The sequence below is a fragment of the Pseudoruegeria sp. SHC-113 genome, assembly GCF_025376885.1.
Lineage (GTDB): Bacteria > Pseudomonadota > Alphaproteobacteria > Rhodobacterales > Rhodobacteraceae > Pseudoruegeria.
Genome location: NZ_JAHUBR010000001.1, coordinates 2,291,339 through 2,315,889 on the forward strand (window position 1 = coordinate 2,291,339; position 24,551 = coordinate 2,315,889).

General features: G+C 65.5%; 22 protein-coding genes. 7 read left to right on the top strand and 15 right to left on the bottom strand.

What is annotated here, in order from left to right:
• Window positions 1–76 precede the first annotated feature (76 nt).
• Window positions 77–1,042, top strand: coding sequence for an aldo/keto reductase (locus tag KVX96_RS11340; RefSeq protein WP_261194551.1), 966 nt, complete (start codon window positions 77–79; stop codon window positions 1,040–1,042).
• A gap of 1 nt (window position 1,043) precedes the next feature.
• Window positions 1,044–1,376, top strand: coding sequence for an L-rhamnose mutarotase (locus tag KVX96_RS11345; RefSeq protein ID WP_261194552.1), 333 nt, complete (start codon window positions 1,044–1,046; stop codon window positions 1,374–1,376).
• A gap of 16 nt (window positions 1,377–1,392) precedes the next feature.
• On the opposite strand, the gene KVX96_RS11350 is transcribed toward KVX96_RS11345, so the two are convergent.
• The 9 genes from KVX96_RS11350 to KVX96_RS11390 form a co-directional block, all read right to left on the bottom strand.
• Window positions 1,393–2,553 (bottom strand): mandelate racemase/muconate lactonizing enzyme family protein, encoded by a 1,161-nt coding sequence (locus tag KVX96_RS11350; RefSeq protein ID WP_261194553.1) that lies wholly within the window; start codon window positions 2,551–2,553, stop codon window positions 1,393–1,395.
• Window positions 2,550–3,644, bottom strand: coding sequence for an ABC transporter ATP-binding protein (locus KVX96_RS11355; RefSeq protein WP_261194554.1), 1,095 nt, complete (start codon window positions 3,642–3,644; stop codon window positions 2,550–2,552). Before KVX96_RS11355 ends, KVX96_RS11350 begins: the two co-directional genes overlap by 4 nt.
• Window positions 3,631–4,692, bottom strand: coding sequence for a LacI family DNA-binding transcriptional regulator (locus KVX96_RS11360; protein WP_261194555.1), 1,062 nt, complete (start codon window positions 4,690–4,692; stop codon window positions 3,631–3,633). The genes KVX96_RS11355 and KVX96_RS11360 overlap by 14 nt, the downstream gene beginning before the upstream one ends.
• On the bottom strand, window positions 4,689–6,725 hold the full coding sequence (locus tag KVX96_RS11365) for an alpha-amylase family protein (protein ID WP_261194556.1): 2,037 nt from the start codon (window positions 6,723–6,725) through the stop codon (window positions 4,689–4,691). Before KVX96_RS11365 ends, KVX96_RS11360 begins: the two co-directional genes overlap by 4 nt.
• Entirely contained in the window at window positions 6,722–7,543 is an 822-nt protein-coding gene (locus tag KVX96_RS11370) for a carbohydrate ABC transporter permease (protein WP_261194557.1), read from the bottom strand. The genes KVX96_RS11365 and KVX96_RS11370 overlap by 4 nt, the downstream gene beginning before the upstream one ends.
• Window positions 7,540–8,478 carry a carbohydrate ABC transporter permease gene (locus KVX96_RS11375; protein ID WP_261194558.1) on the bottom strand — a complete coding sequence of 313 codons (939 nt, stop codon included), beginning with the start codon at window positions 8,476–8,478 and terminating at the stop codon, window positions 7,540–7,542. The genes KVX96_RS11370 and KVX96_RS11375 overlap by 4 nt, the downstream gene beginning before the upstream one ends.
• A 1-nt stretch (window position 8,479) precedes the next feature.
• Complete coding sequence (locus KVX96_RS11380) at window positions 8,480–9,778, bottom strand: ABC transporter substrate-binding protein (RefSeq protein WP_261194559.1); 1,299 nt, start codon at window positions 9,776–9,778, stop codon at window positions 8,480–8,482.
• 183 nt (window positions 9,779–9,961) lie between these two features.
• Entirely contained in the window at window positions 9,962–11,482 is a 1,521-nt protein-coding gene (locus KVX96_RS11385; protein WP_261194560.1) for a sulfatase, read from the bottom strand.
• A 124-nt stretch (window positions 11,483–11,606) separates the two neighbouring features.
• A complete protein-coding gene (locus KVX96_RS11390) occupies window positions 11,607–12,524 on the bottom strand; it encodes a LysR family transcriptional regulator (RefSeq protein ID WP_261194561.1) in 918 nt (305 codons plus the stop codon).
• Window positions 12,525–12,605: 81 nt separating this feature from the next.
• Here KVX96_RS11390 and tcuA point away from each other — a divergent pair, with 81 nt between their 5' ends.
• Both tcuA and tcuB read left to right on the top strand, forming a co-directional pair.
• Window positions 12,606–13,991, top strand: a complete 1,386-nt coding sequence (gene tcuA, locus KVX96_RS11395; RefSeq protein ID WP_261194562.1) for an FAD-dependent tricarballylate dehydrogenase TcuA — start codon at window positions 12,606–12,608, stop codon at window positions 13,989–13,991.
• Window positions 13,981–15,045: a tricarballylate utilization 4Fe-4S protein TcuB gene (gene tcuB / locus KVX96_RS11400; RefSeq protein WP_261194563.1), complete on the top strand. Its 1,065-nt coding sequence runs from the start codon at window positions 13,981–13,983 to the stop codon at window positions 15,043–15,045. The genes tcuA and tcuB overlap by 11 nt, the downstream gene beginning before the upstream one ends.
• 79 nt (window positions 15,046–15,124) lie before the next feature.
• Here the strand turns inward: tcuB and KVX96_RS11405 are convergent, their stop codons facing one another.
• From KVX96_RS11405 to KVX96_RS11430, 6 genes are all read right to left on the bottom strand, one after another.
• Entirely contained in the window at window positions 15,125–16,099 is a 975-nt protein-coding gene (locus tag KVX96_RS11405; RefSeq protein WP_261194564.1) for a D-2-hydroxyacid dehydrogenase family protein, read from the bottom strand.
• A gap of 24 nt (window positions 16,100–16,123) precedes the next feature.
• The gene (locus tag KVX96_RS11410; RefSeq protein ID WP_261194565.1) at window positions 16,124–16,285 is read right to left on the bottom strand and encodes a hypothetical protein; all 162 of its coding nucleotides are present in this window, start codon (window positions 16,283–16,285) and stop codon (window positions 16,124–16,126) included.
• Window positions 16,286–16,296: 11 nt separating this feature from the next.
• Window positions 16,297–17,109 carry a universal stress protein gene (locus KVX96_RS11415; RefSeq protein ID WP_261194566.1) on the bottom strand — a complete coding sequence of 271 codons (813 nt, stop codon included), beginning with the start codon at window positions 17,107–17,109 and terminating at the stop codon, window positions 16,297–16,299.
• Window position 17,110: 1 nt separating this feature from the next.
• Window positions 17,111–18,199 carry a 4-oxalomesaconate tautomerase gene (locus tag KVX96_RS11420; protein ID WP_261194568.1) on the bottom strand — a complete coding sequence of 363 codons (1,089 nt, stop codon included), beginning with the start codon at window positions 18,197–18,199 and terminating at the stop codon, window positions 17,111–17,113.
• Entirely contained in the window at window positions 18,196–20,226 is a 2,031-nt protein-coding gene (locus KVX96_RS11425; protein ID WP_261194570.1) for a tripartite tricarboxylate transporter permease, read from the bottom strand. Before KVX96_RS11425 ends, KVX96_RS11420 begins: the two co-directional genes overlap by 4 nt.
• Before the next feature lie 78 nt (window positions 20,227–20,304).
• The gene (locus KVX96_RS11430) at window positions 20,305–21,393 is read right to left on the bottom strand and encodes a tricarboxylate transporter (RefSeq protein ID WP_261194571.1); all 1,089 of its coding nucleotides are present in this window, start codon (window positions 21,391–21,393) and stop codon (window positions 20,305–20,307) included.
• A 153-nt stretch (window positions 21,394–21,546) separates the two neighbouring features.
• Between KVX96_RS11430 and KVX96_RS11435 the strand changes: the two genes are divergently transcribed.
• From KVX96_RS11435 to KVX96_RS11445, 3 genes are read left to right on the top strand one after another with little or no spacing between them, the layout of a single operon-like run.
• Entirely contained in the window at window positions 21,547–22,215 is a 669-nt protein-coding gene (locus KVX96_RS11435; RefSeq protein ID WP_261194573.1) for a response regulator transcription factor, read from the top strand.
• A complete protein-coding gene (locus KVX96_RS11440; protein ID WP_261194574.1) occupies window positions 22,212–23,591 on the top strand; it encodes a sensor histidine kinase in 1,380 nt (459 codons plus the stop codon). The genes KVX96_RS11435 and KVX96_RS11440 overlap by 4 nt, the downstream gene beginning before the upstream one ends.
• A 25-nt stretch (window positions 23,592–23,616) precedes the next feature.
• Entirely contained in the window at window positions 23,617–24,510 is an 894-nt protein-coding gene (locus tag KVX96_RS11445) for a hypothetical protein (RefSeq protein ID WP_261194575.1), read from the top strand.
• The last annotated feature ends 41 nt before the right edge of the window (window positions 24,511–24,551 follow it).

The window sequence follows — 24,551 nt, forward strand, 5'->3', positions numbered from 1 at the left end:
CAAAAGTTTTTTTTGCATTTAGCACCAATTGCAGGCAGGCTTACCCGGTAAGCTGCGGAAAACGCGGGGAGAAACCATGCTGACAGAGGCCCATCGCCTATCGTTCGGAACCAGCGCCCTGGGCGGCCTCTATCGCCCGATCGCACCTGAGGCGGTGGAGTCGGTGCTGGAGGCGGCCTGGGCGGGCGGCATCCGCTATTTCGACACCGCGCCCCATTACGGCAATGGCGCGGCGGAGCATCATCTGGGCCGATTCCTGCGGGGGCGCGAGGGTTGGGTGATCTCCACCAAAGTGGGCCGGATCCTGACGCCCGAGGCAAATCCGCCCGCCGTGGTGAACGGGTTTCACAGCGCCCTGCCCTTCCGCCAGCATTTCGATTTCACCTACGACGGCATCATGCGCTCGGTGGAAGACAGCTACCAGCGGCTGGGGCTTAACCGGATCGACATCCTTTTCGTGCACGACATCGGCGATCCCGGCGCCGGGACGGACACGAAAGAGCACCGCGCGCAGCTGCTGAGCAGCGGCGCGCGGGTGCTTGAGGCGCTCAAAAGCTCCGGCGCGATCGGGGCCGTGGGGCTGGGCGTCAATACCGTGGAGATCTGCGAAGAGCTGATCGGCCAGATGCCCATCGATTTGATCCTGCTCGCTGGTCGCTACACGCTGCTGGATCGCTCCGCCGAAGCCCGGCTGTTTCCGCTCGCCGAGCGTCATGGCATCCGCTTCATGATGGGCGGCGTTTTCAACTCCGGCATCCTCGCCACCGGCCCCATCCCCGGCGCGCATTACGATTACGCCCCGGCGAGCGAGGCGATCCTGGCCCGCGCCCGCACATTGGAGGCCGTCTGCGCCCGCCATAACACCCCACTCGCCGCCGCCGCGCTGCAGTTTCCCGGCCGCCACCCGCTGGTCGCCTCAACGCTGATCGGCACCGGCAAGGCAAGCTCGCTCTCCCGCAACCTCACGCAGGCGGCAGCGCCCCTGCCCGATGCGCTCTGGGCCGCGTTGGACGCGGCTGCCCTCTCAGAAAAGGAGGCCTGACATGGCTCAACGCATGGGGTTCGTGATCGGCCTCAATCCCGCCGACATCGCCCGCTACAAGGAAGTGCACGCCGCCGTCTGGCCCGGTGTTCTGGAGCGGATCAAGGCGTCAAACGTCTCGAATTACTCGATTTTCCTGCGCGAGCCGGAGAATGTGATGTTTGGCTATTGGGAATACACGGGCAGCGATTTCGACGCCGACATGGCCGCCATCGCAGCGGACCCGCTCACGCAGGAATGGTGGGCGCTCTGCGGGCCGATGCAGCGCCCGCTGGAGAGCCGCTCTGAGGGCGAATGGTGGGCGGGGATGGAAGAGGTCTTCCACCTCGACTGATCCTTCGACTGGCCCCCTACCAGTTCGCCACGCCCCCGTCCGGCCGCCGCAGGCGCGGCGCGCCGACACTCTCGATGGGCGCGGGCGGCAAGAGTTTGCTTTCATCCACCTCCACCCCCAGCCCCGGGCCTTGCGGCACAGGATAGGCCGCGCCTTCGAGGCGGCATTGCTCCACGAAAACCTCCGGCACATCGAAGCCGCAGGCCTCCACCGGGGTGTCGCGGCATTCAAGATAGGCGAAATTGGCAATCGCCGCGCCGAAATGCACCGAGGCCGCGGTGCAGATCGGCCCCAGCGGGTTGTGGGGCATGATGTCCACGTAATGGGCCTCGCACCAGCCGGCGATCTTCATCGCCTCGGTAAAGCCGCCAACAAGGCAAAGATCGATGCGGATGAACTGCGCCAGATCCTGCTCCACGTAGGGCAGCGCCTGCCATTTGGAGGTGAACTCCTCGCCGATGGCGAAATTCACCGCCGTCTGGGCGCGCAAGGCCGCATAGGCGGCGGGGGTTTCGTTGCGGATCGGCTCCTCAAGGAAATCCAGCGTGCCCGGCGGCATCATCTGGCAGAACATCGCGGCCTCAGCCACCGAAAGCCGGTGGTGGTAATCGAGCCCGATCATCGGTTCTGGCCCCAGTTCCTCGCGCGCGCGGACCATCCATTTGGCGGTTTCCGCGATAGAGGCGCGGGCGTCGAACACATCCTTGGTGTAGTGCTGTGCGGGCGAGAGCCGGAAGCATTGCCAGCCTTCCGCCACGAGGCGCTTGGCCTCCTCGATCATCACCGCATCGGGCTCGCGGGCGGTGGAGGCAAAGCCCGGCACTGAATGGCGTTGCGCCCCGCCCAGAAGCTCGTGTACCGGCACGCCGAGGCATTTGCCCTTGATGTCATGCAGGGCGATGTCGATGGCTGATAGAGCGGAAGCAATCACCGAGCCGCCCTCGTTGTACTGGCTGCGGTAGAGCTCCTGCCAGATACGGGCGATGCGGAAGGGATCCTGCCCCAGAAGGATCGGGGTGAGATGTTTGATCATGCCGTCCACGGCCAGCTCGCGCCCCGTCAGCCCGCTTTCCCCCCAGCCGTAGGTGCCATCCTCCAGTGTGATCTTCAGCAGAAGCTGGTTGCGCTTGCCCACGCGGGCGTGGATCGGGCGCACCTCGGCGATGGCGCGGCTCATGCGGCGGCCTTCACCTGAAAGCGCCCGCGCAGCCGGTTGCCTGCGGCGTCAAAGGCCAGCAGATGTTCGGGTGCGGCGCAGAGCATCAGGGCGGAGCCCGGTTTCGGCGGGCGCGGATCGCGGGTTTCGGCGATGATGTTGAGCCCGGTTTCAAGGCTTCCGTAGATGTAGCGCGTGCCGCCAAGGTTCTCGATCACGTCCACATGGGCGGGCAGTTGCAGCAGGCCCGCGCTGCCGGGGCCGAAATGCTCGGGCCGCACGCCGATCTTCACCGCTGCGCCTTCCGCCAGCGCGCCCCCCTCGGGCGCAAAGGCAACGCATGGCCCGGCCTCAAGCGCGATCACGCCGGCGGTGTAGTGGCCGGGCAGGAAATTCATCCGGGGGCTGCCGATGAACCCGGCGACGAATTCATTGGCCGGATCCTCGTAAAGCTCCATCGGGCTGCCCTGCTGCTCGATCCGCCCATCCCGCAGCACCACGATCTTGTCGGCCAGCGTGAGCGCTTCGGTCTGATCGTGGGTGACATAGATCATCGTCGCGCCGATCTCCTGATGGAGCTTGGCCAGTTCCACCCGCATCGCCACGCGCAGTTCGGCATCGAGGTTGGAGAGCGGCTCGTCAAAGAGAAAAAGGCGCGGCTCGCGCACGATGGCGCGACCAATGGCGACGCGCTGGCGCTGACCACCCGAAAGCTGCGCCGGTTTGCGATCGAGCAAAGGCTCGATCTGCAGCGAGCGCGCCGCGTGCAGCACGCGCTCCTCGATCTGATCGCGCGGTACGCCCAGCATCTTCAGGCCAAAGCCGATGTTTTTGCGCACAGACATATGCGGATAGAGCGCGTAGTTCTGAAACACCATCGTCACGCCGCGCTCCACCGGGTTGGCCTCGTTCATGCGCGCGCCTTCGATGCGAAGCTCGCCGCCGGTTATCTTTTCCAGCCCCGCGATCATGCGCAGCAGCGTGGATTTCCCGCAGCCCGAGGGGCCAACGAAAACGGTGAACGAGCCCTCTTCGATGTCGAGGTCGATCCCGTGGATCACTTCGAGCGTGCCGTAGCTTTTGGTGAAGCTTGCGAGTTCAAGTGCCGGCATCGGGGCTGGCTCCTTTCTTCCGGGAATTGGGCGGCGCGACGGAGCCGCGCGTAATCAGATTGACGGGCAGCACGATCCGGCCCTGCCCTTTCGGGTCCGCCGGGCGCAGCCCGCAGTTCTCGGCCACGCGCGCGGCGAGCCGTTCGGCGATCAGGTCCACCGGCTGGGCCACGGCGGTGATCGGTGGGACAGAGAGGCGGAAGAGTTCGGAATCGTCGAAACTGACGAGCGAGATCTCTTCGGGAATGCGCAGGCCCTTCTGGCGCAAATGGGTGAGCGCGCCTGTGGCGGTGCGGAAGTTCGCGCCAAACACCGCGGTGGGCGGATCTTCCATGGCCAGAAAATGCGCCATGCCTTCTGCGCCGCCGGCCCGCGTCCAGTTGCTTTCGTGGATCAGATCGTCGGCCGCCTCCAGCCCGGCGGCCTCCAGCGCCATGCGCCAGCCCGCCAGCCGGTCAAGGCTGGTGCGCGCAGTGAGCGTGCCGGTGAGGATGCCGATGCGCCGGTGGCCTGCCTTGATCAGGTGTTCGGTGGCCGCACGCGCGCCGCCGATGTTATCGACCTCAACCCCGTTCAGGCTCAGATCGGCCTGCGGGTTGTCGTAGGTGACAACCGGTGTGCCCGTCTCGATCAGCTCGCGGATCGCCGCCGCATGAGCCTCGGAGCCGCCCATCACCAGCGTATCGACACGGTAATTGCGGAAAAAATCCAGCGCCGTGGCGACGGTGGCATGGGCGTTGTCGTGGCAGTGGCTCACGCTCATCATCCCCATTCGCCGCAAAGCGATGGTGAGCTGGGTGACGAGCGCGCTGTGGAACTCGTCCAGATTTGGCACCAACACGCCAATCAGCCCGGTGCGCGTGGCCTTCATCGCGCTCGCCAGCGCGTTGCGGCGATAGCCGAGCCGCTCGATGGCCTCGGCCACGGAGGTATGGTTGGCGGGCTTCACCGGCAGCCCGTTCAGGAAGCGCGAGACCGTGCCGATGGAGACACCGGCCGCATCGGCGACTTCGACAATCGTGACAGGGCGTTGGCGGGTCTGGGTCATGGGGCCTCGAATGCAATCGCGCGGTGGATATGCAGCCCGTCGAGCCGCACATGGGCCCGGCCATCCTGCCAGTCCCAGGCCAGTTCTGCACCCTCCGGCACGCTGACAACACGCGCAGGCTTTTCTTCCAGCGCAACGGAAGCCGTGAGCGGACCAAGGCGCGGGATGTCCTCGATCACCTCGATGTGGCGCAACCCGTGCTGCAGATCGTCCACCGCGACGCCGCGCACCTGCGGGCCGCCATAAAGCAGGTGCAGGATGGTGCGCCCCTCTTGCCGCGTGACGCTGGCGCGCCCGCCGGAAGGCAGATCGGTGATCAGCCGACGCTCGGGCAGCAGCCGGTCGATCAGCGAGGCAACCATATGTTTGTAGATCGGCTGACCGATGCGCTTGTAGGCGTCAAAGATCGGCCAGGCGATGTAGCCCGTCCGCGCCGTGGCCACGATCCCCGGCCCCAGCGGCGCGGCGGCGGGGTCTTCGGGAAAGTGCTGGTGCGAGCAGAAAGCGCGCCAGCTGCGGTTGGCATAGGGCGCGATCACCTGCCCCAGCAAAGTGCCGCCCGACAGCGCCACCCCCCGCGCGGGCGCATAGACGACAACGGCGCTTTCAGGGATGCGCGGATCAAGCCCCGGCGCTTGCAGGTAGCTGGGATCGAAAGGCACGTCTTCGCCCAGATCCTCCACCCCCAGCGGCAGCGCAAAGCCGCCTTCAGGGGCAAGCCCGGCGTGGCCCGAGGCAAGGATACGCCCCCCGTGCGCGAGGTAGGCGTCCAGCTTGGCCTGCAGCGCGGGAGTGACGGGAATGTCGTCGGGCAGGATCAGCAGCGGATAGGCTGCGAAATCAGCGGCGCTGTCCAGTATGTCAAACGGCAGGTGCAGCTCCAGCATCATCTGCACCGCGCCCTCATCAGAGCGGCTGCCCTTGCGGCCATCGGGCGTGCCGAAATGCTCGACAGACAGGATGCCCACATCCGAAAGCTGGCGCGCGCCCTTAAGCCATGGCTCCAGCGCTTTGATGCGGGCATAGGCCGGGGTGAGGCTGGCGTAGGTGTCGGCGTTGACCGCGCCGCTGGGGTGCAGCTGATCCCCGATCAGGCATTTGGTGCCGAGCGCGGCCATTTGGGCGCATTCGTAATCCAGCGACTCAGGCGATTTGAAGCCGCCGAACTCCCCCCAAAGCGTGTGGAACTTGCCCGTCTGCCCCAGCGTATCAAAGCCCTTGGGCACGGCGTAGCGGGCGTTGGCCGGGAAGTGGTTCCAGCCCCAACCGCCGGTGGGCAGGCTTTCGATCTCCAGATGCGAATAGCTCGTGTAGCGCTCGGGATCGCGTTTGTGGATATGCCCGGCGTTGTAGAAAATACGCATGTCCGGGAACTCGGCCCAGAGCACATCGGAGAGATGCGCGCGGAAGGCATCGAGCGTGCGCTTGTCGTTCTCGGCGCGGTCCTCGGGCTTTTCCGCATCGAGCCCGGCGGCCTGCATGTTCGCAAGGCAGGTGGGGCAAACGCAATCAAACGTGTTGACGATGTCGAAGAACAGCCCCGGCGGCCCATAGTGCCGCGCCACCTCCTGCCCTGTGGCCAGCACGTAATCGCGAAAGCCCCCATGGGCGAGGCAAAGCGTGTGCCACGTGGGGGTGAGCTGGCGCGAGGCCGAGGCATCCGCGCTGGGGTGCTGGGAGGCATTCGTCGCGCTCATCACCCGCCATTCGGGATGCGCGCGCGCAAGGCGTTCGTCCCATTGCACGGTGATATAGACGGGCGTTTCAATATCCCGCGCGCGGCAGGCGGAGATCATCTCGCCCAACAGATCCTTGCGCGCAAGGCCGGGGTGCGCCGGGCCAACGTCGGAAGGGTAGTAGCTCCAACCATGATGGCAGCGCGCAAAGAGCGTGACGCTGTCCACATGGGCGGCTGCCAGCCTGTCGGCGAAGGCCTCAGCATCGAAATCCGCGCCGACGCCGGGGATGGCTTCGGAGGTGTGGAAATCCAGATGGATCTGGCGATAGCGCAAGGGGGGAAAGGCGCGGCTCATTCCTTGCTCCCCGTCTTGGTCTGCGCCCCGGCGGTGAAATAGCGCTGGAAGATCACGAAGATCGCCAGCGGCACAATCGTGGTGATGATCGCGGCCACGGCCACCTGGTCGAAGTTGTTGTCGTAGACCCCCTGCACACGGGCCAGCAGCGCTGGCAAGGGAAGCTCTTCCCGCAGGAAGACAACCGGCAGCAACAGGCCGTTCCATGTCCACATGAACTGCAGGATGGCGACGGCGGCGATGGGGGTGAGCATGTTGGGCAGCACGATGTAGAAGAACCGCGCGATGGGGCCGCAGGCGTCGATCTGGGCGGCTTCGATCAGATCGGTGGGGAAATCCTCAAGGTAGTTTTTCACAAGGAAGACAGACCACGCGAAGCTGAGGCCCGCGAAGGGGATGATCACCGACCAGATGTTGTCGATCATGCCCAGATCGCGCCAGAGCAGGAAGAGCGGGATCACCACCACCTGATTGGGCAGCACGAAGGCGTTGACGATGATCAGAAGCAGCACCCGGCGCATCGGGAAGCTGAGGAAATGGAAGGCATAGGCCGCCGCCGGGGCCATGATCATCGGGATCAGCGTGGAGATCACGGCAATCTTGGTGGAGACCCACGTGGCATAGGCGAGCGGGAATTTGTCCCACACGGTGCGCCAGGCTTCCAGCGTGAAGGAGACCTCGGAGAGGTTCCACCAGCCCAGCGTCGTTTCGGCGAGCGGGCGGATCGAGATCATCACCAGCCCGATCAGCGGCACGATCCAGATCAGCGCCACCAGCGCCACCACGGGCAGCACCCAGACGGGAGTTTTTCCGATCATTTCACCGCCCTCGTGCGTTGGGCGATCAGCGGCGTGGAGACGATCAGCACCGCCACCAGCAGCACCACCGTGCTGGCCGCGCCATAGCCCAGTTTGAAGTTCAGCATGGATTCGCGGAACATGAAGAAGCCCACGGTTTCGGTGGTGCGTACAGGCCCGCCGCCGGTGAGCATGTAGATCAGATCGAACGCCTTCAGGCTTTGCAGCAGGTTGATGAAGATCGCCACGCGCACACCGGGCAGCGAGAGCGGCATCACGATATGGCGCATCATCGATATCGGTTTCGCGCCATCGATATAGGCGGCCTCGAAATAGCTGCGCGGGATCGACTGGATCGAGGCGAAACACGTCATCAAGGGAAGGCCCACCTGCGTCCAGACATAGGCGACGATCACGGCAGTGAGCGCGGTTGCCGGGTTGCCGAGCCAGGCCTGCTGCAGATGCTCAAGGCCAAGCCCGCCGAGGATGCCGTTCAGAAGGCCGTAATCAGGGCGGTAGATGCCAAGCCAGATGAAGCCCACCACCGCTTCGCTCACGCCATAGGCGGCGAAGATCAGCACCCGGAAGATCATCGTCTCCTTCGGCTTCAGCGCGCAGGCCATGGCCAGCGCCCAGCCGATGGCGACGGAAAAGAAGGTGGCCGAGAAGGACCAGTAGAAGGTCACGCGCAGGGCGCGCAGGAAGTTTTCGTCGTTCCAGAGCTTCACGTAATTGCCAAGGCCAACGGGCTTGGGCGGGGCCAGCCCCTTGATCTCGAAGAAGCTCAGCCGGATCGTTTCGAACACGGGGTAAAGCACGGACACCCCGAAGAAAATCAGCAAGGGCGCGAGCAGGATATAGGCCGCGCGCCGCTGGCTCAGCTGGCGCGCCGCGACCCGTGCGCCAAGGGACGGGCCGTGGGGCCCGTCCAGCGTGGATGTGGTTGCCTCGACCATCTCAGTAGGAGGTATTGGCGACGTCTTCGATCTTCTGCACCGCCGCCGCGATCGTCTCGGCGGAGGGATCCTGAAGGAACTTCTGGATCTGGATCCGGTACTCATGCACCAGATCGCCCGGCAGCAGATCGCCCAGCACGAACTGGACCTTCTCGGCCTTTGCCACTTCGTTCACCGCCTGCTGGATGACCGGATCATAGATCGCCGGATCCACCGCGCTCGACGGCGAGGCCAGCCCGTACTCGGCCATGATCCCGGCCGCATCGGCGGTGAGCATGTAGCCCATGAAGGCGTTGGCGGCATCGATGTTCTTCACCGTGGAGAGCACGTTGAACTCTTTGGCGTCCACCATCGACTGGTTGTCAAACCCCATGCCAAGGGCCGGGAACTGCACGATGTTGAAATCCGTGCCCGGCGTGAGCTTGTATTCCTGCTTGGCGCGGGTGTTGAGCCACATGCCGATCAGCATGTAGCCGGTATCGCCCGTCAGCAGCGTGGTGTCGGCGGAATCCGTCCAGACAGACGCCAGCATGGTGTTGGGATCAAGGCAGCAGCCCGCGTTCAGCATCTCGCCGAGCAGTTCGAAGGTTTTCACAACCTCGGGGCTTGTCCACGGCACTTCGTGGCGGGCGAGCTTGGCCATGAAATCGGCCCCCGCGACGCGCAGCAGCGTGGATTCGAACCATTCGCCATGGGCCCAGATCTTGGCCGGGATCGACACCGGCGTCACCCCAGCGGCATTGAGCTTCTCGAAGCCGGCAAGGAATTCCTCCCAAGTGCCCGGCGCCGTCAACCCTGCCTTTTCAATCGTGTCGGTGCGATACCAGAGCGCCGAGCGATCACCGAAGGTATAGGTCACGCCGTAGTTGACGCCGTCGATGCTCGAAAGATCCTTCCAGCCGTCCGACAGCAGCTCGGACCAGTTGTTGGCCTCCCAGGCCTCATCCACGGGCAGGATCATGCCTGCGTCCAGCAGCTCCTGCCGAAAGGCGGGCCAGGTGTTGATCAGCAGATCCGCCTGCTCGCCGCCCAGCAGCACCGTGCGGATGCCGCCGCGGGTGTCGCCCGACGAGGTGGGCACGATGTTGCGGAAAGTGACGTCGGGGTTTTTCGTCACGAAATCGGCCTGCAGGGCGGCCATCATGTCGGCCTGCGCACCGGCCAGCCAGTTGAGCATCACAAGCTCGCCGGACACCTCCGCCTGTGCCGCATGAAAGCCCAGCGGGCTCAGGATCGTGCCTGCCACCAGCGCGCCAAGCATCGTGCGCCGGGAGGCGCTGAAAGTCGTCTTCAGGGTCATGGTCTCTCCTCCGTTGGGGCGACGTCCAGCGCGCCTTTTCCTGTTCGGGAACGCTGGCCTCCACATCGCGACATAACGTTATGACTGATGCCGAAATGCGTAAAGTGTTTTTTTTGTTTTTAAAACACTGTACCGAACAAAGAAGGGTAAACCAAACAATTCCAGTGCCTTGCAGATGAAAGCTCAGTGCTGTGGAATATCGCCGATCGCCAGCATCCGCGCATTGAGCGCCTCCAGCATCTGCGCCTGAACGGCGGCATATTCCGGCACGCACCAGAGGTTGACCAGCTCGCATGGGTCCGATTCGAGATCGAAGAGCTCCCACTCCGGCGGATCAGTTTGCGCGCCGGTTCCGGCATGGCCGAGCCCGTCGTTGTACCAATGGATGATCTTGTGGCGTGCGCTGCGCAGCCCGTAGTGGGCGAAGGCCTGATGGCTGTTGTCGCGGTGCATCCAGTAGCGGTGATAGACCTCCTGCGGCCAGTCGGCGGGGCGCGCGCCTTCTATGCAGGGCCGGAAGCTGCGCCCCTGCATGTAGCTGGGCACCGGTGCACCGGCGAAATCCAGCAGCGTGGGGGCGAAATCCACGTTGCAGATCATGCTGTCGCTTACGCCCTTGGCCAGCCCCTCCGGGTAGCGGATCAGGAAGGGCATGCGCAGGGACTCTTCATACATGAAGCGCTTGTCGAACCAGCCATGTTCGCCGAGGAAAAATCCCTGATCAGAGGTGTAGATCACGATGGTGTTCTCCGCCTGCCCGCTGTCCTCCAGAAAATCCAGCAGCCGCCCGACGCCCTCATCCACCGAGGCGACGCATTGCAGGTAGCGCTGGAGGTAGCGGCGGTATTTGAAGCGGGCCAGCTCGTCCTGCGTCTCGAAGGTGAAGACCTCGCCGGTGTTCACATCCACCAGCCGCAGTCCGCGCGGATCTTCCGGGTGCGGCACCTTGCGGCCCGGCTTGCCTTCGAAATGGATCGCGCCCACCTCGGCCCCGCCTTCTGGCTGGGCGAGCCCAAGATCCTCGTACTCGAAATCCTCCCGCACCCGCATCCGCGCCTCATGGGCGGCGCGGGAGCGGGTGGCGTAATCATCGTCGAACGTATCCGGCACCGGCAGCTCCACATCCGTGTAAAGATCGCGGTATTTCGGATGCGGCGCGAAATTGCGGTGCGGGGCCTTGTGGTGGCACATGAGGAAGAAGGGGCGGTCGTCGGGCTGTTTGAGCCAGTTCACCGATTTCTCGGTGATCAGATCGGTCACATAGCCCGGCTCCCGCGCGCAGCCCTCAGGGCCGATGAACTCCGGATCAAAGTAATCCCCCTGCCCCGGCAGCACTGACCAGTGATCAAACCCGGTTGGCTCATGGTCCGGCCCCTCGCCCAGATGCCACTTGCCGATCATCGCCGTGCGATAGCCCGCCTGCTGCAGGTGCTTGGCCAGATGCGGGCGGCGGCTGTCGAAAGGGGTGTTGAGCGTGGTGACGCCGTTCACGTGGTTGTACTGGCCCGTCAGGATCGCGGCCCGGCTGGGGGTGCAGATCGAGTTGGTGACGAAGCAATTGTCCAGCCGCACACCGCCTGCAGCGATCCTGTCGATGTTGGGCGTCTGGTTCAGGCGCGAGCCGTAACAGCCGATCGCCTGCGCGGCGTGATCGTCGCACATGATGAACAGGATGTTGGGGCGGCGGGGCTGTGTTTGGGGCATGGCGAATCCTTAAAGGCGTTGCAACTCAGCGCCTGATCCGCGCCTGCGGCCAGCTTAGATTTTTCTGCATTAAAATCAAATATGTGATGAGAGCGGCCAAGCAGTGTTCGGCAAGCCTCTAAAATCACTGTGAAAAAACACGCTCCGCCGCCGCCCGGATCGCCACTTTCAGGGCCGCCGCACTATGCCTGTCCTGCTGACCGACGCGCGTGAGCAGGCCCACCGGGCGGCGGATCTCGGGCTGGGTGACGGGGCGATACAGCACCCTGCCCCCGGCACTCTGCGCCGCCGAAAGCGGCAGCAGCGCCACGCCGGTGCCCGCCGCCACCAGATCGAGCGCCGTGGAGGAGCGCCGCACCTCGCAGGACCAGCGCAGCGGCAGGCGCGCGCGGGCCATGGCCTCATCGATCAGCAGACGGTTGCCGGTGCCGCGCGCGGGCAGGATCAGCGCCTCGCCCTGCACATCCGCCCATGTCAGCGCCTCTTGCGCCTCTAACGCGTGGCCGGGCGGCAGAACGAGCACGATCTGATCGTCAAACAGCGGCTCAAACAGCGTGTTGGGCTCCAGCGAGGGGATCGAGCAGAGGCCGAAATCGGCCTCCCCCTTGCCCACGGCCTCGGCCACCGCATTGGCGCTGTGGTCGAGCAGCCGCAGCCGAGCCGCGTTGCCTTGTTCCCGGAAGAGTGCCAACGCAGCCGGCAGCAGAACGCTTACCACCGTGGGGATCACCGCTACCGTCACCACCGCGTTGCGCTGGTGTTCAAAGGCGACGCTCTCATCGCGCATCGCCAGCGCCGTTTCGCGCGCATCCGCAAGGATCGCCTCGGCGCGCACCTGCAGCCGCTTGGCGGCGAGCGTGGGCCGCACCTCCCGCGTGCTGCGCTCAAACAGCACCGAATCCAGCGCCGCCTCCAGCTTCTGCACCCGCCGCGTGACCGCCGATTGCGAGAGGTTCAACCGCTCCGCCGCAAGGTGAAACGAGCCCGTCTCCTTCACCGCGAGAAAGGCTTCCAGATCGCTGAAATCGTAATTGATGCGCATGGCGCAATAATCACGCCAAACCCGGCATTGGTCAAATAAAAACCCCGCGGCTATCCCGTGCCCACAGCAAGGATGACAGCCATGAGCACACCCCACGACATCGCCATCATCGGCGGCGGCAATGCCGCTCTCTGCGCCGCGATCACCGCCGCCGAAGCCGGCGCGCGGGTGCTGATCCTCGAGACAGCGCCCAAGGCCTATCGCGGCGGCAACTCCCGCCACACCCGCAACTTCCGCTGCATGCATTCAGGCCCCCTTGGCCCGCTTGTGGAAAGCTACAGCGAGGAGGAATATTTCGCCGACCTGATGAAGGTCACTGCTGGCAAGACGGATGAAGCCCTCGCCCGGCTGGCAATCCGCTCCTCGGAGGAGTGCCTTCCGTGGATGGAGGCCCATGGCGTGCGTTTTCAGCCCTCGCTGTCGGGCACGCTGTCGCTGGCGCGCACCAACGCCTTCTTCATGGGCGGCGGCAAATCGCTGGTGAACGCCTATTTCCGCACCGCGCAGGCGCTGGGGGTGGAGGTGCTCTATGAGGCTGCCGTCACCCATCTGGAGCTTGCAGACGATCAGATCGCATGGGTCGATTACACCCATGAGGGCGAAAGCCACCGGATCACGCCCAAGGCGGTGATCGTGGCCTCGGGCGGCTTTCAGGCCGACACCGAATGGCTCACCCGCGCCTGGGGGGAACCTGCGAAGAACTTCCTGATCCGTGGCACGCCTTACAATCGCGGCGTTGTGCTGGCGGATCTTCTGGACCAAGGCGCGCTTTCGGTGGGCGATCCCACCCAGTGCCACGCCGTGGCCATCGACGGGCGCGCACCGAAGTTTGATGGCGGCATCGTCACGCGGCTGGATTGCGTACCCTTCTCTATCGTCGTGAACAAAAACGCCGAGCGCTTCTATGACGAGGGCGAGGACGTCTGGCCCAAGCGCTACGCGATCTGGGGGCGGCTCGTGGCCGCGCAGCCCGATCAGGTGGGCTATGTGATCATCGACAGCCGGTCGCTGAACCTCTTCATGCCGTCTGTCTTCCCACCCCTAAAGGCCGACACGCTGGAGGATCTCGCCACCCAGATGGGCCTGCCGCCCGCGAAACTGCGCGAAACGGTGGAGGGCTTCAACGCCGCCTGCGGCGATACCTCGGGCTTCCATCCGACGGAGCTTGACGGCGTCGCCACCCAAGGCCTCACCCCGCCCAAGACCAACTGGGCCCGGCCAATCACCACCCCGCCCTTCTACGGCTACTCGCTGCGCACCGGCGTGACCTTCACCTACCTCGGCCTGAAGGTCGACGAGACCGCCCAATGCGCCACCGAGAATGGACCAATCCGCAACCTCTGGGCGGCGGGCGAAACCATGGCCGGCTCGATCCTCGGGCAGGGCTATCTGGCCGGATACGGCATGACCATCGGAACCGTCTTCGGACGTATCGCGGGCCGGGAGGCCGCCGCCTATGCAAACTGACCTGATCACCGAGCTGCGCCGCCAATCCGAGATCTGCAACGCCTGCCGCTACTGCGAAGGCTATTGCTCCGTCTTTCCCGCCCTGCACCGCGAACGCGCCTTCGCCGAAGGAGATCTGACCCAGCTCGCCAACCTCTGCCACAACTGCCGGGGCTGCTATTACGCCTGCCAGTACACGGCCCCCCATGAGTTCGATCTGAACCTGCCGAAAGCCTTGGCAGAGGTACGGCGCGACAGCTGGGAGAGCTTCGCGTGGCCCGCCCCGGCGGCGCGTGCGTTTCAATCCCACGGGCTCGCCATCGCGGCGGCCACTGTGCTTGGCTTCGCCCTGCTTTTTGCGGCAATCAAGGCGCTCGGCAACGCCGGGGGCGAGGGTTTCTACGCCGCGCTTTCGCACAATGCCATGGTGGCGATCTTCGCCCCGGCCTTCCTGTTTCCGCTGGCAAGCATTGCCTTCAGCCTGCGCGCCTATTGGCGCCATGTGGGCGGCAAGCGCCTGCGCCTGTCGCATGTCACCGCCGCCTTCGGCTCCGTCGCAAGGATGCGCGATCTGGCGGCTGGCCATGGCGAGGGCTGCAATTTCGAGGAGGAAGACAGGTTCTCCCACGCGCGCCGCTACGCGCATCAGGCGGTGATGTATGGCTTCCTGCTGTGCTTTGCCTCCACCGCCTCCGGCACCGTGCTGCACTACGGCTTTGGCCTGCACGCGCCCTACCCGTTCTTCTCCCTGCCCAAGCTTCTGGGCGTGCCCGGTGGCCTGATGCTGACCTTCGGCACCATCGCCATGGCCTGGCTCAAGCTGAAGGCCGACAAAAACCTCGCCGATGCCAAGGCCTTCGGCGGCGAGATGGGCTTCATCGCGCTGCTGGGCTTCGTGGCCGCCAGCGGGCTTGCGCTCTACTGGCTGGGAGGCACGGCGGCCATGGCGACGGTGCTTGCCCTGCACCTTGGCGCGGTGCTGGCTTTCTTCCTGCTCACGCCTTTCAGCAAGATGGCCCATGGCTTTTACCGACTGGCCGCGCTGATCCGCGAGGAGCAGAACAAGCAGGCCTGAGGGCTTCGAAAAGGCACAAAAGAACCGGGCCGCCCTGCGAAAGGCGGCCCGGTTTGCGTTTGCATGGGTGGCGCTGGCCTCAGCCGCGCAGAACCTCGGGGTTGATCACATGGATCGGCGCGCCCTCGGCAAAGGCGTTCACCTGCTCGAAAATATCGGCGAACTGCAGATCGAACTCGTCTTCCGTCACGAAACCAATATGCGGCGTGGCGATCAGGTTCGGGTGCGACAGCAGCGGATCAGAAGCATCAAGCAGCGGCTCGGTGTCAAACACATCCACCGCCGCCCAGCCCGGCCGCCCGGCATTGAGCGCCGCGAGCAAAGCGCCCGGCGCAACAAGCCCGGCGCGGGAGGTGTTCACGAAAACAGCGCCCGGCTGCATCAATGCCAGATCCGCGCCGGCGATCAGGCCCCGGCTCTCAGCCGTCAGCCGCACGTGGAGCGAGACGACATCGCTGGTGGCAAAGAAAGCCTCCCGGCTTGTCGCCACGCGCAATCCATCCGATGCCGCCCGCGCGCGCCCGGCCTCGCTGCCCCAGATCTGCACCTCCATCCCGAAGGCCTGCGCATAGCCCGCCACCAGCTTCGCAATGCGCCCATAGCCGTAGAGGCCAAGCGTGCGCCCGTGCAGGCTCTTGCCCACGCCGATCTGCCACTTGCCAGCCTTGACCGCCGCCATCTGCTGCGGGATCTGGCGCATGGCGGAGAGGATCAGGCCGAAAGTCAGCTCGGCAGCGGCATAATTAGGCGCGCCTGCGGCCTGTTTGGAGGCAAAGGCGATGCCATGCGCCGAACAGGCGGCCACATCCACATGGGGATAGGCCCCGCGCTGGCTGATCAGCCGCAGGCTCGGCAGGCGCTCCAGCAGATCGCGGGTGACGCTCGTGCGCTCGCGAAACAGCACCAGCGCCTCGGCCTCCTGCAGCCGCGCGGCGAGCTTTGCCGGCTCAGCCACGTGATCGGTCCAGACGGTGACGTCATGGCCCGCAAGCATCTGATAACACGGCAGGCTGCGCAGCGTGTTGAACCAATCGTCCAGAATGTGAACCTTCAAAGCGGCCTCCCTTTGGCGCGAAATCTAGCGGCCCGCGAGATCGGCGAAGGCCTTGCTGACCTTGCGGTGCAGATCTTCAACGTTGCGCCGTTCGCGGCCTTCGGCCTCCTCGATCCGGCCCGCAAGCCTGGCGCGCAGATCGGCGAGTTGGTCGGTGATGCGGCGGAATTGATCGTATTCGGGCATGATGCGCCTCTTCAATGGGAAAGCAGTACGGGAATGCGGATGTCGCGCAGGACCTTGGCGGTATCGCCGCCCAAAAAATCCTCACGGAACTTGGAGTGCTCATAGGCCCCCATCACCAGCAGCGAGGGGTCGTGGCGGTCGCAATAGGCCAGAAGCGTCTCGGCCACGGCGTGGCTTTCGGGGAAATCCTCATGCACCGGGCTGACCCCATGCAGCCGCAGGTGCTGCAGCAGATCCGCGATGCCTCCGACCGGCGTACCAAAGCTGATCACGCTTACCTTCCCTTCCGCCTCCAGCAGGCGCAGGCTATCGGAGAGCGCCCGCGCGGCGGAGCGGCTGCCGTCCCAGGCCAGCGCGGCGTGGCTGTGGTCTGCGTCAGCCCGGTAGCCTTCGGGCACCACGATCACCGGCCGCCCGGAGAGCAGCGCGATCCGGTCCGGGTGCAGCGCCACATGGGCGTCGTCTGCGTCCATGTGGCGGCCCACGATGATCATATCGTAGCAGCGCGCGGCTTCGGCGAGGGTCACATCCACGCGGCCCGCCTGTTCGCGAAAGCGCAGCGCGTCGCCAAGCGCCAGTTCCTGCGCCAGCGCCTCGAACTGCGCCGCGATCCCGGCCACGATATCGGCATTGGCCTGCGTCAGCAGCGCACGCGCCTGCGCCGGGATCCAGCGCGAGGAGCTGTCGATCACCTCATGGGTGGAATGGGCCAGAAGCGCCGTCACCTGCGCGCCGCGCCCCTTGGCCAGCTCGGCCGCGTAGCGCAGGGCGGCGTCGGAGGCCGGGGAGCCGTTGTAGGACACCAGTAGATTCATGATCGCCATGTCAGTGGCCTTTCCAGACAGAGGCAGGCACGTAGACGCGCCCGTCCGCAAGCTTGCGCGCGGTGCGCAGCAGGCCGGCGGAGTTCAGCGAGAAGGAGTTGTTCAGGTCGAAATCCACCAGCACCTCGATGGTGCCCGTGGCATGTTCCAGCACCACCTGCGCCGGGCTTTCCGCCGGGCGTGCGAGCAGCCCGTCGGCCACGGTGCCCGGCGTGAGCGCGCAGGAGGCAAGACATTGCGCGCCGGTGACCGCCATCGAGGGGTGCGTGTTCCACGGCATGAAATACCGCGTGGCGATGGTGCCGCCGTCGCGCGCCGGGGCCAACAGGCCAAACTTCGGCGTCACGGATTTGGACACATCGCCCATCCCCATCTTTTCCCCTGCCTGCAGACGGATCGCTTCCATCCGGGCGAAGAACGCCTTGTTGGCGTCGAGCTCGGCCACGCTTTCATAGCCCGTGAGGCCGAAATCGCTGGCCCGCGCGATGGCCATGGGCATGGCCACATCCATGCAGGTGACTTCAATGCCGTCAAAGACATCCCGCAGGTTGCCGGTGGGCAGGAAGGCCCCGGTGGAAGAGCCTACGACGCCCATGAAGTTCAGCGCCACCGGCGCGGCGGTGCCGGGCACGCCGGCAATCGCCGCCTCGCCCTCGTAAGCCAGCCGTCCGCCGGGGGTTTGCACCTGTGCCAGCACCTGCGCGCCGGTGTTCACCGCGCGGATCTTCACCGGCGTGATGCCGTCCGCCGCCGCCACCAGCCCCATCTCGATCGCCGCCGGGCCGACGCCCGACAAGATATTGCCGCAGGTGGGTTTGAAATCGACAAGCCCGTCCTCCACCGAGACCTGGGCGAAGAAATAGTCGATGTCGGCCCAGTCATCACTGCTGCGCGAGAGCATGGCGACCTTGGTGGTCACGGCGGCCCCGCCGCCGATCCCGTCGATGTTGAGCGCATGGCCCGAGCCAAGCGCGGCCACCAGCACGCGGCCAAGCGTGTCGAGATCCTCAGGCAGATCGGCGCGGTTGAAGTAAGGCCCGCGCGAGGTGCCGCCGCGCATGAAGACGAAAGGGATACCGGTTTGGGTCATTTGAGCGGCCACGGCAGAGACACCGCCTCCTGCAGAAGCCCCGGCGGGAAATCGCGGTTGAGCGAACCGGCCATGAGGCAGATGAAAAGGATCCCGCAGGTGGTCAGCAAAAGCGTCTTGCCCCAGCCCGCCCCGGCGCGCACCCGCAGGAATGCGACGAGGAAAGCCACCAGCGCGAGGATGAAGCCCACGAAGAAGGTGCCCGCGATCAGCGCGGCGAACCACGCCAGCGTCGACCACAGCCCGTAGGGCGCATCGGCGTCCTCCCCGGCGACTTCCTTGTCGGCGAAGATCGGGTCCGTCTCGGGCCGCAGCATCATCTGCACGAGCAGAATGAGGCAGCACAGCAGCGAGACGCCGCCGATGAAGAGCGGTACGATCTTGTCGGTCAGGTTGAAATCCGGGATTTGGTTGGCGTTGATCACCGCGATCATCAGGTAGCCCGCGATTACCAGCAGGAACACCACCGGCGCGCGTTTGGAGCCGGAGGCCACATCGCCCTCGGCCATGATCGATTTCGCCTGCCGCAGGCCCAGCACCACCGACACCACGGTGACGATGATCAGCAGGATCACGATTGGGCTGAAGATGTAATCCATGCCCTCCTCGAAGCTCTTGCGGAAGCGGAAGGAGGCGATCTGGAACGCCTGGTTGGAGAATTTCTCCACCGGTTCCGACAGCACGAAGCCGATCAGGAAGGCCGGGCGCGACCAGTCAAAGCGGCGCAGGAAGATGCCGATCAGCCCGATCACGAAGAGCGCCAGAAGATCCTCGAAGTTCTGCCCGGACTGGAACGCCGCGAAGGCGATCAGCATGAACAGGAACGGCGCGAGATAGGTGAAACGGATCGTCGTCAGCTTGGCGATGCCACCGGAGGCCGCGATGCAGAGCACCGTGCCCACGACGTTGGCCAGCGCCAGCAGCCAGACGATGGAATAGGTGATGTTGAGGTTGTCGCGCAGCATCGCCGGGCCGACTTCGATGTCGCCGGAGCCCAGCAGCGCGATGGCGCCGATGAAGATCGCCATGGAGCCCGAGCCGGGAATCCCGAACAGCAGCGTCGGCACCAGCCCGCCGCCCTCCTTGGCGTTGTTGGAGCTTTCCGGCCCAATCACGCCGCGGATCTCGCCCTTGCCGAAGTTGGATTTGTCCTTCGTGGTCTGCACCGCGTGGCCATAGGCGATCCAGTCCACCACCGAACCGCCCAGGCCCGGAATGATGCCGACCATCACGCCGATCAGCGAACAGCGGATCGAGAGCCACTTGTTGGCCGCCCAGTCGCGTACACCGTCCATCCAGCCTGCGCCCAGCTTGGCCTCGCCGGCGATGGCACGGTCCTGCCGCAGCAGTGAGACGATCTCGGGCACGGCGAAGATGCCAAGGCCCACGATCACCAGCGCAAGGCCGTCAGTGAGATAGGGAATGTCGTAGGTGGCCATGCGCAGGCTGCCGCCTGCGTCGGCCTCGCCGATGGTGCCGATCATCATGCCAAGGCCCGCAGCGGCCAGCCCTTTCAGCGCCACGCGCCCGGCCAGCACTGCCACCATGGACAGGCCCAGCACCGTGATCATCAGCATTTCCGGCAGGCCGAAGGCCAGCACGATGGGGCGTGCGATCAGGATGAAGAGCGTCAGGAAGAGCGCGCCCACGAGCCCGCCGAAGAGCGAGGAGGTGAAAGCGGCGGAAAGCGCGCGGGCCGCCTGCCCTTTCTTGGCCAGCGGAAAGCCGTCAAGCACCGTGGCCTGGCTGGCGGAGGATCCGGGGATCCCCATCAGCACCGAGGCGAAGGTGTCGGAGGTGGGCACCACCGCCACCATGCCGATCATCAGCGCAAGGCCAAGGATCGGATCCATGCCGAACATGAACGGCAGAAGAAGCGAAAGCCCGGCGATGCCGCCTAGGCCGGGGAACACGCCAACGGCGAGCCCCATCACCACGCCCAGGACAAGATATCCAAGGACGATCGGTTGCAGAATCAGGCCCCATGCCTCGCCAAGCGCAGGCAGGGCGGTCGCGAACATGTCCATCGCACCGGCTTTCCGAAAAAGGGAATTTGGGAAGGCAGCGGGCCGCCTGCCTTATGGCGCGGCCCGCTGCTTGAGAGCTTACTTAAGGGACACGCCGTAGGCGTCCATCAGCCAGGTCTGGACGAAGGTCTTGGCCTCATCCGACACCGTGGTGCCCGCCACAGTGGCACGGGCCGCACCCTCGCCCACAAAGACAGGGTATTTGCCCACTTCATTGGCCGCGCGCTCGGCAAAGCCATCCGCCTTGCGCACCTCATCAAAGGCCTTGGTGTAGGCTTCAACCACGTCATCGGGCGTGCCTGCGGGCAGGAAGGCGATCTTCTGCACCGGGAAACCGGCCACAAAGAAGGCTTTCCAAGCGTCCCATGTCTCGCCGGAGGTTTCACAGCCTTCGGTGGCTTCGCAGACTTCCTTGAAGCTCGGGATCTCGGGGAAGGTCGGATCGCGGACGATGTTGCCGTCCTCATCCAGCGCGCCCCATGTCATCATCGGCACGGCGGTGCCGGCTTTCACCAGCGGGGCGGAGCCGCCCAGGTAGCCCGAGGAGGTCTGGTAGTCGATGTTGGCTTCGCCGCGCTCAAACATCAGGCGGCCATCGCCCCGGCCCTTGATGCCGAACACCGGCTCCACGTTCATCCCCAGCATTTCCCAGGCCAGCAGCGGCACGAGGTCAAGACGGGTTGCACCTTGGGAGCCGTAGATGAAATCTGTGTCTTTCAGCATGTTGGCAGAGCCATCGAACTTCGCGCCATCCTCGGCGTTCAGATAGGCTACGCCGCCGGTGCCCGACGCCATGACGGGGATCCAGTCGTTATACTCGTAGCGCACGCGCGGATCGCCCAGCAGATAGGGGAACTGGGTGGAGCCGGAGGTGCCGAACAGCAGCGTGCCGTCTTCGTGCTTTTGCTCCTGGAACCAGTTGGCCCCTTTGGTGGAGCCAGCGCCGGGCATGAATTTCACCACGACGGTGGGGTTGCCGGGCAGTTGCTCCGACAGCAGCGGGGCAAAGAAGTTGGCCCATTTGGCCGAGCCACCGGTTTCGGAGAAGGGGATCACCCATTCGATGGTCTTGCCGGAAAAATCGACATCGGCCTGCGCCGAGGTCGCGAAGCCGGCCACGGCAAGCGCGGCAGCGGCGGCGGTGGATGCGAGGGTGCGTTTGATCATTGGTGTCCTCCCTGGACCAAGTTTCAGCGCCGGGCTCCTCTGCCCGACGCGGCGCGAAAGATCGCCGGAAGGGAATCATCCCCTCCTTTCGACGCATCCACCTTCACGTTCCAACCTTGCGCGAAACTTGCGCATCGTGACAAATGCTTGCTCATGAGAATTGCCGTCATCGAAGACAATGTCGAACTCGCCGGGGCCATCGCCTTCCGGCTGCGGGACCGTGGCCACGCGGTGGATGTGCTGCACGACGGGGCCGAGGCCGATCTCTTCCTGAAGCAGGAAGGGGCCGACATCATCGTGCTCGACATCAACCTGCCCGGGATGGACGGGCTGAGCCTGCTGCGCGGCCTGCGCCAGCGCGGGGCCAACACGCCCGTGATCCTGCTCACCGCCCGCAGCCAGACCGAAGAGCGCGTGGCGGGGCTGGATGCGGGGGCGGATGATTACCTACCCAAGCCCTTCGAGATGGACGAACTGGAGGCCCGCCTGCGCGCGCTCTCCCGGCGGCGGGATCTGGAATACACGGCGCGCGAAAGCCTTGGCGCTCTGATTTACGATCGCGCCGGCCGCCAGCTTCTGGCCGAGGGCGTGCCGCTGGACGTGCCGCGCCGTGAAATCGCCACGCTGGAATGCCTGATCGAACGGCGGGGGCGGCTTGTGTCCAAGGCGCAGCTCGCCAGCCATGTCTATGGCACCGGGGCCGATGTGGACGACACCGCCATCGAACCCCATGTCTCCCGCCTGCGCCGCCGCCTTGCGCCCTATGGCGTGCAGATCAAGACGGCCCGCGGCCTTGGCTACATGCTGGACGTCGCACCATGAGCCGCCCGGCTGCCCGTCCGGCGGTCTATTCGCTGCGGCTGCGGCTGTTCCTCGTCATCCTCACGCCGCTGCTGCTGCTGTCGGTGATCCTCGGCATCTGGCGCACCACCGCCGCCGAGGCCATCGCGGAAGAGACCTTCGACCGGGGCCTTCTGGCCGCCGCGCTCGCCATCTCCCGCGATGTGGCCCATTCTGAAGGCGATGCGCTCTCGCCCCGCACCCGCGCGCTGATTTCCGATGCCGGCGGCGGGGAGGTCTTCTACCATGTCACCGGCCCCGGCGGCATCTATGTGACGGGCTACGCCTACCCGCCCAACGCCGAAAGCACGCGTGATCCGGCGGCGATCCACTACAGCTTCGCCCAATACCGCGACGAGCCGGTGCGGGTGCTGCGCATGGTGGAGCCCACGGTGATCGGCAATCTGACAGGTGACACCATCGTCACCGTCTGGCAGCGCGTGAGCGACCGCGCCGCCTTCGCCAATGCGCTTGCGCTGCGCGCCGCCGGGATCATCGGACTTTTGCTGCTGGCGCTGGCGCTCGTCGTCTGGTTCGGGGTCAAGCTGGGCCTGCGCCCGCTCAACGATCTGCAGGCCGCCATTGCCCTGCGCTCCCCCAACGAATTGGGCGACATCCAGCGCGCTGTGCCCGAGGAGGTCGCCGGGATCGTGGCCACGCTCAACCGCCTGCTCGGGCAGGTGCGCGACAATATCGCTACCCATCAGGCCTTCATCTCCGACGCCGCCCACCAGCTGCGCAACCCGGCCGCCGCGATCCTGTCGCAGGCCGAAACACTGCCCGGCGTGCAGGACGCCGCAGCCCGCCGCCAGCGCGAAGAGGCGTTGATCAAGGCCGCCCGCAAATCGGCGCGGCTGACCGAGCAGATGCTCTCGCTCGAACGGCTGCGCTATAAGCAGGAGGATCTCCCGGCCACCGCTTTCGATCTGAACACCGCCGTGCGCACCGCCTGCGAAGACATCGGCCCCCTCGCCCTGAGCCAGGGGCTTGATTTCGCGCTGGCCGCCTTCCCCGAGCCGCTCCCCGTGGAGGGCGATGCCGTACTCATCGGCGAGGCCGTGGGCAACCTGATCCACAACGCGATGGAACACGGCGGGCCTGCGCTGTCCGCGATCACCGTGCGCACGCTGCGCAAGGGGCGGCGGGCGGAGGTTTCCGTGGCCGATGACGGCGCGGGGCTCACCCCGGAACAGGCCGAACTGGCCTTCCGCCGCTTCGGTCAGATCGCGTCCAGCAGCGGCAGCGGGCTTGGGCTCTCGATCGTGGAGCAGATTGCCCAACGCCACGGCGGCAGCATCCGCATCGACGCCGTCCCCAAAGGCGCGCGCCTCACCCTCTCGCTGCCCCTGCGCAGCTGACTTTACCCCAAGACAGGATCAATAGATGCCCGCCAGAACCCTCGCCCCCGGCCAACGCTGCGAGATCCGCGTCTTTGACGTGGTCAGCGGCACCGACACCTGCGTCTACACAACGCGCGAGCGCCTGCTCGAAGCCCCGAACTGGACGCTCGCAGGCGATGCGCTGATCCTGAACGGCGACGATCTGCTCTGGCGGTTCGATCTGGCGCAGGGCCGCCTTACCCAGATCGCCTACGAGGGCCTGCCGCCGATCAACAACGATCACGTGCTGGATCCAGACGGCGTGCACATCTTCCTCTCGGCCAACGGCGACGGCCAGATCTACCGCGCACCGCTCGCCGGTGGGCAGGCGACCTGCGTCACGGGCGCAAGCAGCCCGGCGGGCATGGTCCACTTCCTGCACGGCGTCTCCCCCGATGGGCGCGAACTGGCTTTCGTGGGCGTGATCGTGGATGAAAACGATCCGAACCGTCGCTTCCTGTCGGCCGAGATCTGCACCGTCGCTTCCGATGGCAACGGCTTTCGCCAACTCACCACCTCGGGTCATCCGGCAGACGGGCCGGAGTACAGCCCGAATGGCGCTTGGCTCTATTTCAACACCGAGGCCTTTTCGGGTCACGCCCAGATCGCCCGGATGCGCCCCGATGGCAGCGGGGCCGAGAGGCTGACCCACAGCGACACGGTGGACTGGTTCCCCCATCTCGCGCCAGACGGGAACAGGGCCGTCTACCTCGCCTACCCGCCCGGCACCAAAGGCCACCCCGCCGACAAGCCCGTGGCGCTGCACCTCGTGGAAGGCGGACGCTGGGAGGCGGCAAAACCCGTTGCCCGGTTCACCGGCGGGCAGGGCACGATCAACGTCAATTCATGGGGCCCCGACAGCACCCGCTTTGCCTACGTCGCTTACCCCTCTAGCTAAATCCATGACCTGACAAGGCTTTCTCTGCTAGGGTCGGCGAA

Coding starts and splice junctions, on each gene's coding strand:
- KVX96_RS11340 (WP_261194551.1), top strand. CDS start 77: ATGCTGACAGAGGCCCATCGCCTATCGTTCGGAACCAGCGCCCTGGGC.
- KVX96_RS11345 (WP_261194552.1), top strand. CDS start 1,044: ATGGCTCAACGCATGGGGTTCGTGATCGGCCTCAATCCCGCCGACATC.
- KVX96_RS11350 (WP_261194553.1), bottom strand. CDS start 2,553: ATGAGCCGCGCCATCGCCGAGGTGCGCCCGATCCACGCCCGCGTGGGC.
- KVX96_RS11355 (WP_261194554.1), bottom strand. CDS start 3,644: ATGCCGGCACTTGAACTCGCAAGCTTCACCAAAAGCTACGGCACGCTC.
- KVX96_RS11360 (WP_261194555.1), bottom strand. CDS start 4,692: ATGACCCAGACCCGCCAACGCCCTGTCACGATTGTCGAAGTCGCCGAT.
- KVX96_RS11365 (WP_261194556.1), bottom strand. CDS start 6,725: ATGAGCCGCGCCTTTCCCCCCTTGCGCTATCGCCAGATCCATCTGGAT.
- KVX96_RS11370 (WP_261194557.1), bottom strand. CDS start 7,543: ATGATCGGAAAAACTCCCGTCTGGGTGCTGCCCGTGGTGGCGCTGGTG.
- KVX96_RS11375 (WP_261194558.1), bottom strand. CDS start 8,478: ATGGTCGAGGCAACCACATCCACGCTGGACGGGCCCCACGGCCCGTCC.
- KVX96_RS11380 (WP_261194559.1), bottom strand. CDS start 9,778: ATGACCCTGAAGACGACTTTCAGCGCCTCCCGGCGCACGATGCTTGGC.
- KVX96_RS11385 (WP_261194560.1), bottom strand. CDS start 11,482: ATGCCCCAAACACAGCCCCGCCGCCCCAACATCCTGTTCATCATGTGC.
- KVX96_RS11390 (WP_261194561.1), bottom strand. CDS start 12,524: ATGCGCATCAATTACGATTTCAGCGATCTGGAAGCCTTTCTCGCGGTG.
- tcuA (WP_261194562.1), top strand. CDS start 12,606: ATGAGCACACCCCACGACATCGCCATCATCGGCGGCGGCAATGCCGCT.
- tcuB (WP_261194563.1), top strand. CDS start 13,981: ATGCAAACTGACCTGATCACCGAGCTGCGCCGCCAATCCGAGATCTGC.
- KVX96_RS11410 (WP_261194565.1), bottom strand. CDS start 16,285: ATGCCCGAATACGATCAATTCCGCCGCATCACCGACCAACTCGCCGAT.
- KVX96_RS11415 (WP_261194566.1), bottom strand. CDS start 17,109: ATGGCGATCATGAATCTACTGGTGTCCTACAACGGCTCCCCGGCCTCC.
- KVX96_RS11420 (WP_261194568.1), bottom strand. CDS start 18,199: ATGACCCAAACCGGTATCCCTTTCGTCTTCATGCGCGGCGGCACCTCG.
- KVX96_RS11425 (WP_261194570.1), bottom strand. CDS start 20,226: ATGGACATGTTCGCGACCGCCCTGCCTGCGCTTGGCGAGGCATGGGGC.
- KVX96_RS11430 (WP_261194571.1), bottom strand. CDS start 21,393: ATGATCAAACGCACCCTCGCATCCACCGCCGCCGCTGCCGCGCTTGCC.
- KVX96_RS11435 (WP_261194573.1), top strand. CDS start 21,547: ATGAGAATTGCCGTCATCGAAGACAATGTCGAACTCGCCGGGGCCATC.
- KVX96_RS11440 (WP_261194574.1), top strand. CDS start 22,212: ATGAGCCGCCCGGCTGCCCGTCCGGCGGTCTATTCGCTGCGGCTGCGG.
- KVX96_RS11445 (WP_261194575.1), top strand. CDS start 23,617: ATGCCCGCCAGAACCCTCGCCCCCGGCCAACGCTGCGAGATCCGCGTC.